The 13002-nt window shown below is 40.8% G+C and carries 15 protein-coding genes and 1 tRNA gene; all 16 read right to left on the bottom strand.

Translation table 11 applies throughout. The annotated features are described in order from the left end of the window. On the bottom strand, window positions 1-669 hold a 669-nt coding region (locus BA1DRAFT_RS15780), incomplete at its 3' end, for a tail fiber protein (RefSeq protein ID WP_036780982.1). 2 nt (window positions 670-671) lie between these two features. After that, window positions 672-1244, bottom strand: a complete 573-nt coding sequence (locus tag BA1DRAFT_RS15785; protein WP_036780984.1) for a DUF2612 domain-containing protein — start codon at window positions 1242-1244, stop codon at window positions 672-674. Continuing rightward, window positions 1241-2434: a baseplate J/gp47 family protein gene (locus BA1DRAFT_RS15790; protein ID WP_036780987.1), complete on the bottom strand. Its 1194-nt coding sequence runs from the start codon at window positions 2432-2434 to the stop codon at window positions 1241-1243. Before BA1DRAFT_RS15790 ends, BA1DRAFT_RS15785 begins: the two co-directional genes overlap by 4 nt. Beyond that, a complete protein-coding gene (locus BA1DRAFT_RS15795; protein ID WP_036780989.1) occupies window positions 2427-2774 on the bottom strand; it encodes a contractile injection system sheath initiator in 348 nt (115 codons plus the stop codon). Before BA1DRAFT_RS15795 ends, BA1DRAFT_RS15790 begins: the two co-directional genes overlap by 8 nt. Next, window positions 2771-3526, bottom strand: coding sequence for a phage baseplate assembly protein V (locus BA1DRAFT_RS15800; RefSeq protein ID WP_036780991.1), 756 nt, complete (start codon window positions 3524-3526; stop codon window positions 2771-2773). Before BA1DRAFT_RS15800 ends, BA1DRAFT_RS15795 begins: the two co-directional genes overlap by 4 nt. Next, entirely contained in the window at window positions 3523-4479 is a 957-nt protein-coding gene (locus BA1DRAFT_RS15805) for a phage protein (protein ID WP_036780994.1), read from the bottom strand. Before BA1DRAFT_RS15805 ends, BA1DRAFT_RS15800 begins: the two co-directional genes overlap by 4 nt. A 90-nt stretch (window positions 4480-4569) precedes the next feature. Further along, window positions 4570-4875 (bottom strand): phage baseplate plug family protein, encoded by a 306-nt coding sequence (locus tag BA1DRAFT_RS15810; RefSeq protein WP_036780996.1) that lies wholly within the window; start codon window positions 4873-4875, stop codon window positions 4570-4572. Further along, window positions 4860-5465: a phage baseplate protein gene (locus BA1DRAFT_RS15815; protein ID WP_036780999.1), complete on the bottom strand. Its 606-nt coding sequence runs from the start codon at window positions 5463-5465 to the stop codon at window positions 4860-4862. The genes BA1DRAFT_RS15810 and BA1DRAFT_RS15815 overlap by 16 nt, the downstream gene beginning before the upstream one ends. A 2-nt stretch (window positions 5466-5467) precedes the next feature. Further along, on the bottom strand, window positions 5468-7237 hold the full coding sequence (locus BA1DRAFT_RS15820; protein WP_036781002.1) for a hypothetical protein: 1770 nt from the start codon (window positions 7235-7237) through the stop codon (window positions 5468-5470). Next, on the bottom strand, window positions 7227-7352 hold the full coding sequence (locus BA1DRAFT_RS24700; protein ID WP_255417038.1) for a DUF6889 family protein: 126 nt from the start codon (window positions 7350-7352) through the stop codon (window positions 7227-7229). Before BA1DRAFT_RS24700 ends, BA1DRAFT_RS15820 begins: the two co-directional genes overlap by 11 nt. Before the next feature lie 77 nt (window positions 7353-7429). Continuing rightward, window positions 7430-7840, bottom strand: a complete 411-nt coding sequence (locus BA1DRAFT_RS15825) for a phage tail assembly chaperone (RefSeq protein ID WP_036781004.1) — start codon at window positions 7838-7840, stop codon at window positions 7430-7432. A 114-nt stretch (window positions 7841-7954) separates the two neighbouring features. Further along, the gene (locus BA1DRAFT_RS15830; protein ID WP_036781006.1) at window positions 7955-8395 is read right to left on the bottom strand and encodes a DUF3277 family protein; all 441 of its coding nucleotides are present in this window, start codon (window positions 8393-8395) and stop codon (window positions 7955-7957) included. 9 nt (window positions 8396-8404) lie between these two features. Beyond that, a complete protein-coding gene (locus BA1DRAFT_RS15835; protein WP_082303704.1) occupies window positions 8405-9874 on the bottom strand; it encodes a DUF3383 domain-containing protein in 1470 nt (489 codons plus the stop codon). Between the two features lie 3 nt (window positions 9875-9877). After that, window positions 9878-10426 carry a phage neck terminator protein gene (locus BA1DRAFT_RS15840; protein ID WP_420865154.1) on the bottom strand — a complete coding sequence of 183 codons (549 nt, stop codon included), beginning with the start codon at window positions 10424-10426 and terminating at the stop codon, window positions 9878-9880. Window positions 10427-10822: 396 nt separating this feature from the next. Then, window positions 10823-11242 carry an antiterminator Q family protein gene (locus BA1DRAFT_RS15845; protein ID WP_036781013.1) on the bottom strand — a complete coding sequence of 140 codons (420 nt, stop codon included), beginning with the start codon at window positions 11240-11242 and terminating at the stop codon, window positions 10823-10825. Between the two features lie 1143 nt (window positions 11243-12385). Beyond that, window positions 12386-12461, bottom strand: a tRNA-Thr gene (locus BA1DRAFT_RS15850). Between the last annotated feature and the right edge of the window lie 541 nt (window positions 12462-13002).

Here is a 13002-nt window from a genome sequence, read left to right on the forward strand (position 1 = left end):
TAAACCAAGGTTTTTTATAAACTCACTTTTATTAGGGATATCTGCGCCATTTTGGTTTTTTGACAATCTGCTGTTAGCATTATCTGTGGCCCTGTTTGCTTCATCATGAGCATTTTTAGCTGCTACATTTGCCGTATTTGCAAAATCGTATGCTTCCTTAATTGCTTTTGGCGTCGCAGCTAAGGTTTCACTTGTGCTATTTGTCGCACTACTCAGTTGTACAATCCCTTTCTGAGTCAATGAGGCATCAGAAACACCACTTAATTTGCTTTCAGCGATTTTTCTAACGTCATGAACCGCTTTTGGAGTCGCCGCTTGATCTTCTCTGTCCGAATTTGTCGCGCTGTTGAGTTGCGATATACCTTTCTGCGTTAATGAAGCATCAGGGATTTCCGTAGTAATTTTCTGTTTTAATGCTAAATCCAATTGCGCTACGAGTTTCTCCAAGTCACCATCATCCATAACGTCTTCACCAGTTTTTTCCGCAATATATTTCCCAATTACGGCAGCAATAACCGAAGATTGGCGCCAAACTTTATTTAAGCGCTCACTCCTTGCTATTCCTGATTTAAAACCCTCCTCAATAAAATCTGAACTTTCATATTCTTCTTGTGATAAAGTATTCGCGTTTTCACCAATGGCAAATGCTTTAAAATCACTTTTAGCCATTTCTAACCCTCCACTATATGGTAATTAACCGTTATCCCCATAGGTTTAAGCGAGAGATAACCCTGATGGATGATTTCTTTCGTAATCGTACTGATTGATTTACCTTTAATAGTTACTGTGAATGACATATCCAAGTTATCTTCGAAGGATACCGATAGGCCATTATTTGAATGAATAAAACTCAGGATGTTATTAAGTGACCCAGCCGTTCCATCCCAGTTATTTGCGCCTATTTTGGCTTTGATGACGATCCGATAATTATCATCATCCAGTTTGATATAACTTTTATCACTGTCAAACCGCCCTTTCCATTGACCACTATCAAATCCCAAGTCAGTAATATCAAAGGAGAAGTAATAGGATTCAATTGGAGTTTGGATCATGCGATTTCTTCCTACCCATTCTCCAATAATATCAAGCTGTTTGCCCACCGCTTTATCAAGATCAAAACTGCTAATTAGTAAATCTGTTGTCAGCGCATTCTGGTTGAAAATATCAGTCACAGCTTCAAGCATCCTGACATATTTTTTACCTTCCATGTGATATGCAGGAATTAGCTTCATATATTTGTTCATTCGAGCACCGTTACTATTTTAATATTTTCAGGTGAACACGTCGGCGCTTGATTAAATGCGATGTCAATGTTCGCCGTTCCGGTTGTCGATGCTGATTTTCCCACTGTCACAGATAATACTTCATATGTCTGTCCACCGTTTTTATTGCATAAGTTTGCCGGTACAAATAAACGAGTAACATATATTCCATCACCGATATAAAGGGATTTTATATAGTTAGATATTTCGTTACGAATATTATTGCCAATATCTGATGTATATCCGATAAAGGGTTTTATGTGTATTTCAACGTAAATTGGCACCAGTGTAGGGCGATAGAAGTTAATCGTTTTTTTATTGCCATAATCATCGGTAATCGTTTCAGAGGTGGTGCCAAATGTCGGTATACCCGGCGTTTTCTTTATCAGGATGGTCCGAGCAATCTCTTTCGAGTCTCCACCATCAATGACAAGTGCAATGCTATGAGCAGGTATGCCGTTCTCATCCGTGTTGTCCGAGTCGTTGTCATATCCCCGGTAACGTGAAACCCCATGCAGATTGGCAATTGCCCCCACCAGTCCATCCATAATGGTTCTCGAAGGCAGCGCAACGGAAACCGCTTGCCGTATTCTCAGCTCTATATCGGTTTCAATTCCCCGACCAAGTGTAGCTGCAACCGGGTTCGTCACGGTTTGCCAGCCCAATGTCGGCGTAGCAATTTGGTTAACCGTGTGAGGCAATGCGCCAATAGCGCCCGATTTTTGACAAACCGCCGTCACAATTGCTTGCCCGTGTGTGTCTATAATTACTTCATCCGGTAGCGACCAAGTGTTTCCCGCATCATCCCGGACGGAAGCGTTGCGGATAACCGTACCCGCTCGACCTGTAACCAAAACATCCACCGTTGAGTTACTAGAGCTTTTTCTGGTGATGCCGTTGATTTTGACATTACGGGAAAGCCCTTCGCCCACCGCTGTTGTCGGGCTAAATGAGTTATAGGAGGCAATGGTTGCGTTATTACAACCGTGAATAACGTATGCTATCAACGATAAAAAAACACCGTCTTTACTGTCAGATTCAATGTAAATATCGTCCCCATAAATATCCCTGAATATCGTCTTCCAGCTATTCAAGATGGTTTGATAATCAGGAGCATTGATCCCATTTTTATCAATAGCAGGTAACATGGTGTTGATAATACTTTCATACATCAGCAGTTACTCCTGTCTGGCCATAAATCGTGTCAATCGTGACTGTAATGGTGATTTTTCTTGTTTCAGGGTTTCTTGCACTGCGGTATTGGGTAATACGCTCTACACCCGGCGTTTGCAGTATTCGCTGTCTAATAATCAGGTCATAAAAACCCGATGTGCCTTTACCCAATACGCTGTCGTAATCTGTCCCCTCCCGGTTATCAAGAAACCATTCTCCACTACGCAACATCAGGCGAGTTTTCACCGCTTGTGCGACCGCCTCCGGTGAATTGATAAGAAAACCCGCCTCTCCACGACCAAATACATAGTCGTTGTCAATTTCTCTTCGATATCTCATTGAGGTTTCCCCGTCTTGCCGCCACCTGATTGCACACCACTATGTACATGGTTTTTAAGGCTAATCCCTGCCGCTGTCACATCATTACTCACTGTGACTGGGCCTTGCATGGTTGCGGAGCCACCACCAGCGCCCATGCCCTGTGATAAGTTGCCGTTAATGGTGACGTTGCCATTTAGGATGATGTCAGGTGAAGTGATTTCAGTGCTGCCATTAGCTGTAGCGATAAGTTTTGCCGGTGTGATAACCGTGATGTTATGGCTGTTGGGATCGAGTTCGATATACGCCGCACCATCATCACTTCTCAGTTGCGCGGTGTGAGTGCTGATATTCGATATTTTTTGCTGCTGAGATTGTGGGCCAACAATCGCAAATCCATCGGATAAGTTATGCTGCCTGGGGTCCACCGGCTCTTGTACTCCGCCAGATTGCCACCAATAATCGATGCAACGATCAGCAAATACGACTAAGCATTCATCACCAGCTCTTATCGGGAAGGTTAACGTTACGCCACCTCCCCTTGGGAATATAACCGGCACATCCACTAATAGCGGCAAGGATACCGATTCCAGCTCCCCATCTTTTTGCCTGATTTTCCATCTGATGGCCGGTTGCGCGGTAACTGTTACCGCATCAGCATCAAATGATTGAATAATGCAAGGCAAAGAGACATACAATCCGGCGCTAATCATTTCTTGCATAGCAAAAAAGACCGCTTCGGGTCTATTGAGTCGTTCGTCAGTGTTTATCATTCGCTCTCTGCCTTATCCTTCTTGTGAGTTGATTGATTCAGCAAAGTATGATCACTCTTGGCGATACACATTATTGTCATGTACCACTCTGTTTCGCGGGTATCGCCGGAGTACTCCACATTGAAGGCAATGTAATCACCGTCAGCGTCCAACATTGCCGGTTGTGTTTTTGCATCCTTATGATCGCCAGACTGAGCAGCTTGTTTAGTCGCCGGATCAACCGGTTTGATTGAGCGATTATCCAGTCGGATTAATGCACCCGGGCGGATATTCGGATTAATTAAGCATTTAACGTTAATACCTGAGCCAATAGTTTGTTCAGGCATACCAATAAGACCTGTTTTTGATGTAAGGACAATGGCTTCAGTTAAGTATTTATTTTTGGGTACAATATGTAGCTTGTTATCTTCATAGCGCCAATTAGCATCACATTGTTTTGCCAGATTAGAAACTTCATTGCGGTGCATGCCAAAAAGCACTTTTCCCCTGGGTGATGCTGATTTACTGAATTCAGGACGTAGACCTGCCGTAATGCCATATTTGGCAATATCACGCATTAGCAAATGATCTAAATCTGCTTGCGAATACCCAGCCGCAATGGTGGTATTCACGGTCGCGTAATTATGTGCTTCATCCCCGTCCGCTGCATGAATCACAACACAAGTATCCGTTGCGTTGTCTCTTTTTACATACGTGTACTGAATTTGGCCTGAGAATATTTGTCCTGAGTTCTCCTTGTAACCCGCCACAAATTTAATCTTTTTAAATTCATTTTTACGTAATTTATTACTGGTTTCGTTATTGAGGTTATATATAGTAAAAATACCGGTAGCAAGATTGGAAGATTCCGTTCTGCTAATGTTAAATGTGATTTTCAGGTCTGATAAATTTACTTTTTCGCCATCTTTGTCTACAACGATAAGGTGGCATTCTCTTATCCATTGTTTTGACATAATTCACCTAATTAATAGAAATAAAAGAACCGCAATTAAGCGGCGTATGTAGTAAATTATTAAAAATATCTTTCCATTATCCTCATCAAGTTAACTTACTACAAAGTATAACCTATCCTCTTTACCAAGATTATTCCTGAAAGGTTTCTCCTGATTTATATCACCATAAAAAATTAATGAGCCGTTAAAACCAAGATGACGATATTGTTCCAGTAAGTCAGCGCCAAAAACCAACGGCAAACCTGTGACGATAAATTCACTGTCCGGCGTCATAATATCCAAAATCCAACCTGCGATATCACGCCACATCAATCTCATTTTATAGTTAATGCCATTTAGCTGAATATCGAATTGCTGATTTTGAGGTGATAAAGGAATTTCTACAACCCTAGCCATTTCTTACCTCGCTCTATAATAAAATCAAGAATAATTTTTGGCATTGATGGCTTCACCGTAACTTTAGCTCCCATATTAACTACAGGTGCTGTATCTTCAGGATTTTTCATATTTTCCGCCGGAGCAGCCTTATTCGGTGATGTTTCAACAATAACAATTTCACGTAGGTTTAAAACCACCGATAGAACATTTTCACTGGTTTTATCTGTTGTGACACTGATATCTTTAATCAACATATTTTTATATAAGCGCTTCCCCGTTACGACATCAAACGGTTTATGTGATGCTCTCAGGTCAAGTAACTGTTGATATATATCACGCGGACTGGTTCCAAGGCTCAGTCCGGTAGATATATCAAATACCTTTGTTGTATCAATAATATCAAGCAGCGAACCACCACCCGCGAAACCTAAATCCATTCTCACTTCTGATGGGTTGTCATAAGCATGATCACTGAATGTCACCCCCTGCTGAACCGGATGATCAGTGATATTCGATACATCGGTATGGGTTTCTGAAATAACGACACTCGGTACAATAACACCTATCTTTCTCTTTTGCTGAGAAAACATAACTGATAATATATCCATTGTTATTTCACCTGTGTTTGCATATTTCTAAGCAGCATACTGTAAGTACGTTCTACCGTTTCTCCGGTTAGTCTTGCTGCTTCTCTAGGGGATTCAACACCGTTGACTTCAATATGGTAATTTACTTCTCCTATTCCCTTCATATTATTGCTGGCAAGTATTGGCGCACGATGTAATAAAGCAGGGGTAAATCCCTGATGATTCATCATACTGTTGATATTTATCACCGCACCGTTGATCATTCGATGATCAATAGAAATATTCTGCAAAGAGTGAGCTACGTGATTTAAATGTCCAGCCTGCTTTGGCGCTTTATTCGCTGGCTGTAGCTCTGCCATAATCGCCTTCCTGATAAATTCTGGTGAATAGGGATTACCACCACTTTCCTTTATCATCATGCTATCAATCAGCCGTTGCATCACATCAGGATCAGTGAGATCAAGGAACGTATCCTTAGAAACTCCCATCATTTTAGACACGTCGGCAATGTACTGTTTGGTTTTATTATGATCTTTCTTTGGCGCCCATGTCGGGACAATACTTGCAATAGTCTGTAACTTTTTTCCTGTGGTTTTACCACGAAAATAACGCATCAACTGATGAGCTGTACCTTTTAATCCACTGAATGCATCTGGAAACTTAGCAAATCTGGGTTTTGGATTATCTTCAAGTACTGCCCCGGTCTGATGTGCAAAGTTCATATTTAATGGATTGTTATTCCGTATCCCTCGCGAAAATTTTAATTTCTTTAGCTTTGCTGCTGTAAGCTCACTATTAAAAATATTCGTTGGTTGATTAACTGGAGTATTTAATTCCTTAGGCGCATCGTGATGTTCAACAATGACAGCTTTAAGATGATCTTTATTTAATTTCTTATTCTTTCGTTTTATTTTCGTTTTACTTGATCGTACTGACACTTTATTGGAAATATCAGCAATTTTCTGGCTGTACTCTTTGTGGATTATCGTTTTCTTACCATCAATTTTCTCTTGGTATTTTTCATATTTATCTTTGCTGAAAAATGGAGTCAAGTCAGAAGCAATATAAATCCCATGTGTTGACATCCAATTATTGAGTTGATCATACGTTATAAGTGGTTTTTTATTTGCATCATATTCTCTTTGCCGCCGTGACAATGTTTCAGCCATTGTTTCGTGATTTTTCCTTGCTTCTTCCTGTAATGCATTTAACCGACTATTAAAATCAAATAATACACCCAAAACAATTTTTCTACCTGTAAATTTCCACAATTCATTCAATGTCGCCAATAAACCTTTCGCAGAAATTTCTCCTTTGTCTAACCATTTGACTAATTCCTCAATAGCATTAAATATGTCATCACTATCAAGTATACTGGTATTTTGATTAGCACAATCCGGTGTTGCTTTTAATAACTGCTCACCCATCGATGCAACCAAGGAGGCAATATTAAAATGGCGACCATTTGTATCATGGGATTGAGCATTAATGCTCGGCAGAAATCTCTCTACACCTCCCACAGCTCGACGGACGCTTTCCTCATTGATAGATTTAATTTTTTCAACCACTGCGTCTGTTTCTTGCAACTTCCCGTATAACTTATCCAATTCGTCAGCTATTTGGGTGATAAAACTGGCCACAACTAATGTTGCGTTTTCAATTTCCGCCCTCATTTTGAGAATGCCAGACGTGACTTCGGTAATAACAGCCATAAATTTACGCTGTTCCACTTCATCAACATCAAACCTCAGTGATATCAGGAAATCTTTAGTTGTTTCAATGTCATTGCTCATTTCGCCACCTCTCTATCATGGCCTCATTTTCCGATTTAACATCAAGGGCATCATTCATCAATGCAATATCAGCCAGATCAAGAACGCTATTTTTTAACGATTCATAACGGCACATGCCCGCAATGACCGGGCGTAACAGATAATCACGCCCTTTCGGGAGGGTTTCAAAATTTAAACTGACTTGTCCTGGAATTACACTGCGTTCTCTAATGGGGCGGGAAAAAAATTTCCCAATGCGTCTCGAATAATAAAACCGACAATTTTCAGCAGTTCGAAGCCGTTGATGTCATCGAACATCAATACCTGTCCATCAGGTTCATAAATCCGACTCCAGATACCATTTTGTTCACGAGAAACCACCGATAAGCAAATATCATTAATTTCATGTCGGTTTGATTTTCCTAACGCGTTGATGGATTCCACCAAATAAGGGAGCACTTCTTCAAAGCCCGCTATCCCATCATCACTTTTAGCTGTCACGATCTTTTTCATCAGCGGCCCAAGTGCCGGAATAGCCGGCGCCAAAGCCACTGCTAAATCCTGTTGTTGAAACGCGTTTAGTTTACCACTGCGATATTTTTTGCCATCAATTTCAAATTCCATGATCACTTATCCTCAAGCTCGCTCAAACTGCCACAACATAAGTCCAATGTTAAAAATAGAGACAAATGCTGCGGCAGATTTGAAGGTGATTTAACTGTTTGTGAAGGAAGCGGGTTAGAATGTGCCTAACATGATGTCGATTTTTCCGCAATCAAATACCCAAGAAACGGTACCGCCTGCTTTGTTATTCTGCAAATCCGGTTGTTTCTGAAAGGCGACAGAGCGAGCAACAGCAATGTCATTACTTTGTTTATTGCGAATAACAATCACGTTATTACCCCATGCCGCCGATGAAAGTGATTGCGCACTAAGCATCGCGTTCAATTTAGCGTTTACCGAGCTCGTCTTAAGTAAATTAACGGTGATAGTTCCTGACTTGGTTGCATGCAGTGAATGCATGACTTCCCCATCTGCACCGGTGGTCATGGTGTTTTTACTCTCCGACATGGTGACTGTAATTCCCTCATCAGAGAGCGCGGCGCCGTTGCCAAGATCAAAAGAGCCGCCCACTCCAGTAATAGAAGCAGAAACATCAAGAAAAGAATATGTAGCCATTTTCAACCCTTATCTGTTTACATTAATAATGACATCAGCGTAGTGAACAGCGCCTGCTAATTTAATCGCACACTGAATAACCGGTGCTTTTCGTGCTTCCCTATCAGCCTGTGCCTGTGTCGCAATTGGTGGTGCGTAAACGTAATAACCTTTGGTTAATGTTGCGCCCGTATCCAATGCGCCAATTGGATCGCCACCCCATACGCCATGAGCGATTAATCCGTTTGTCACCGCCTGAGAAAGTGACTGTTCAATGTTGGTGATTAATCGTGTGACACCTTCATCAGTCTGTGGGATCTTGCTGGTACTGGTGTAAAGCAGGTTATAAAGATTGTTCTGAACGTAGTTTTGCAACCAATCCAGACCGTGGCGCTCATCAATGAAATCCCCATTCGCCATGACGCCTTCCTGAATAATGGCAGTATCATTGCTGTATTTAACAAAAACGTTGCCATTTATCCCCTTCAACACATTGGCTTGCGTTGCGGTGAGGTTTTCTGCGGTTACCGCAGGCTCTTGTTTAAACTTCAAGGTTATCGTGGTGTTATTACCATTGAAATTGACGGTAAACATACGTCCAAATAGAGAAGCAACGGTGTAGGATTTACCGGTTGAATATTGCCAAAGTGTACGTCGATAGTTTCTCTCTTTTAATTTTGAGCCGATATCAGTTTTAACATCAGCATCCAAGACATCGGCTTTTTGCACTGTATGTCCATAGATGCGGGAAACAGATGCAGACTCAATGTAATCAGCAACAGACAGAATGTCCCCATCCGTCAACGTATCATCGGCAATAACCAGCCCATACCAGCCGCTGGATACCGATCCCAGTGCTGCCACCGCCTCAGCAATGGTTTCTGCTTTGGTAGATTCGATAGCAGTAGCACCCGATATTTCATCCAGCTTTAACAAATCACCAATATAAGTTCCCGTCGTTGCCGGTGAAACATGGCCAACCACACCGACAGAATTAGGCATAATAGCGAAACGTGAAGAGGAACTATCATATGTGACCGAGCAATCTTTCAACTTATCCGCCACCCGTTGGGCCACACCATTAAGATTGCTCTCTTTACTCAAATCGACGCCGCTGTATACCGCTTCTTTACCGTTAATCGTCAATTTAAAAGAACCATCGGTGACGGCAATAAATTTGCTCATAATTTGCTGCTGCTTAGTCAATACTGCCCCTTGTAAAGAAGAGACCACATTATCTTTAGCCCACCGACCAATATATAAATCAACCGGACGGGGTGACTGGGAATAATAAAGCGCCGCAGCCTGATATTCTGGTGAAGTCAGTCCAAAATCAGCACCGACACTATCGATATCGGAATACCGGCGTAAACGTTCGTGAGGGTTGATCACGTTGCTTGCACCGATGATCAATAACGCCCCAAAGTTCCGGGACTGAGCCGCATGAGGAGCCATATTCAACGTGACATTGATAATGTTTGAAACAGGTAAACCCTGCATAATTTAATCTCCTAAGAATTTGACAGGCGCTTCCACCAGTGATTTAACACCGTATTCACGCACCACTTTTCGCCGCAAGGTGATCGTCATGTCATAACGACGCACCCTCTGGTTATTGATAAGTTCCGGTAAAGAAGTCAGCCGACTAAGTTTGTCTACTGAAAGACCGAAACGTTCTAATTCGTCATTGTTCTGACTGACCGCCACCCCGTCACGAAAACGAGCACCGTACCGCTGGCTATTCGGGCCATAAAAGGAAATCAAGCAGATAATTTCTTCATGACGCCATAACTTGGTTCCTTCATCAGTCTGGTTCTCAAAAGCAGGCGAGGCATCCGAAATAAAATCCGTAACGACAAAATCACACCAATCATCATCTGCCGATAACTGGGGCAGTTGTGCTGATGCCCATCGAGAACGTACTTTATCGTCAGGCAAACCAGAAACACCTCCCAGCCAACGACTCAGTATGTGTTCCAGCTCATCATCGTACTCAGGCCCAAGCGTGACAGGTGTTAACCAACCCGCTTTATCACTACCGTTACTCATCAAAAATACCTCCATCAAACAGCAATAACTCACCCTGTGACTGGCGAAACCAAGCTTCGAATGAAGGGCTAGTTCTTACTGGAAACTTAGTTCTCAGCACCAAGTTATGATTGATTTAATAGGGATATCGACCGCGAAAAAGGTAAAAAAATATGCGTAAGTAATTCGCGGCGGCAAATACGAAAAAGGCCGCAACACAGTGCGACCTTCGACAATTATGATTTAAATTTTTACTTATTTATCAGAGTTCATCGGATAACAGGAATTTTTTAAACCGAATTTGATGGCTTAAATCCTAATTTCCCCCATTACCTGCAACATCCGAACGAAAAAAGCCCCGATATTTCCATATATTTCTATATTTCATTTCTATCGGGGCTTATTCACAACTTTAACTGATTAGTACACTACCATAGCTTTTTGCGTACGCGCAAGCTTTTTGTGTTTCTGTATTTCATCATCCATTTCTAACTTAATATCGAGCATAGCCAAACATCCCTGAACAAAACTTTCACCCTTTTGCAACCGGGAACGTACTTCAATATCAGGTACTTTAATTAAACGCGCGATGGATCGTTTGGAAATCCCCAAAGCGTAGTACATAAATAAGACTTCAATTTCTTCAGACTTATCTACCGTCTGCAACTTTGCGATACAAGCATCAATGATCAAGCCATCGTTATCACAACAGGAAGGGCGTAATGAACGAGTTGACGCAATCAGACCTTTAAATCCAGCAGCGATCGGTGGCCAATTAACACCTGTGGCATCATCAACCCAACCGCCCCAACACTCTAAAACTTGTTGAATATTGCGCATATATTTTGACCTTAACTTTTAGTAACAAATAGTAGTAAAAATTATTTTCATGATGGTCTCATGCATCCATGCATTCGGCATTATAACAAATTTCTCATTCTCTATTTTTGTGTTTCTCTGCTACGTAACTATGTCGTTTAAATATATCTGTTTACTTAGTCTATTAAATAAAAATCGTAAACACCCCCTATTCTAGACTAAGCTTAGTTTCAGAGGAAAACACATAAATATCGTTATTAATACGGATGACCATAAAGTGTTTCCCTTCCTCATCTACATATTTATTATACAAATTTATAATCTTCATTTAATCCTCTAATGTCCCTTCCTTTAAAACGCTTAGCACCTAAAGCAACAAGCATTTTCTTTATTATTGATCAAGAATTTTCAAGCAACATAACACCCCCTTTTTATTATGAGATGAAAAATGCATTAAATAAAAAATAGCACAAATTTTTTATCTCATGGATATTTAAGTGTAAAAAATATTTTGCATCAACTTTGAAACCCTTCGTAAAATGCCGATTAAGAATGGTTGCCACACCTATGCCGAAGACCACAGAAATCAGCCTGTTTACAGTGTGACAGGCAACCAATCGGTGCAAATGTGAGATCTCAATAACCCTATTCCTAATATCTCCACCAGATTAGACCAAACATTTAAGACATCGACAGGATTAATGCTACTAACGACAAATTACCGATTATCAGGTAAATATCTACGTAAAAAGTTTTAACACTGTCAGATATATTCTCTTCTGAACAATGAGATTTTTAAACCCATGCTATTTTCTACCCTGCCCCATCTTATTTTCAGCTCTCGCCAGACCAATAGATGGATACATGCCGATAGCAAATATTTTTTTGATACCCAAAATGCCAATATTTTTCTCTGTGAGTTTTTACAAGCGAAAAGAAATCCGCATTATCCGAAAGTCTGATATCTTTATATTTTTAGTCACTCTGTTTCATTCGATCTGCCTGACGGTGAGTTTAACTATACGATAAATTCACGCACCAATTTAAGCTGGAAATCATAATAGAAAATAACAAAATTCACTGGATATACAAACAGCATTATCTGAAATGATGGCAAGAAAAAAGCCGTTACCTTCTGAAAAGATAACGGCTTCTTATTTGATTTGGTGCCGGCTACCGGAATCGAACTGGTGACCTACTGATTACAAGTCAGTTGCTCTACCAACTGAGCTAAGCCGGCGTATTTCAGGGGGCCCCTGAAAGCGAGCGCAGTATATTACAACCCAATGCAAACAATCAAGCATAAATAATAGATTATTTAAAAATATTACCAAAACACCTATCATTAGTGACATGCGCAACGGCATACCATGATTTGAAGTCCTACTAACGCAAGACTACTGCCGCAAATCCTCAGAATTGCTTTAACGCCTTATTATGATCCAACCGACGATCTGGTTATTTTTAACATCAAAAAATCGCTCATTTACTGACAAATCAGAAATACTAACAAAATGTTTTATGATCGTTGCGGCCTATCAGAAAATAACCACTGCTCATAAAGCAACCTTGTCGTTCAAGAGCAGTGGAAAAATTTAAACATTCAAGAGGTAAGCCATAATAGCTTTTTTATCATTATCTCATTGTCAAAATCACAATTTTTCCACTTTCCTTTGAATTATTACCACTGGGAAATAGTTGACTGCTATAAATGCAATATGATATTTAAATTAGACGCAAATCAAAAAAACTAAATCAGGCATGCGCTAATATTAAGTGTA

The sequence above is a fragment of the Photorhabdus aegyptia genome (genome assembly GCF_000612035.1).
Lineage (GTDB): Bacteria > Pseudomonadota > Gammaproteobacteria > Enterobacterales > Enterobacteriaceae > Photorhabdus > Photorhabdus akhurstii.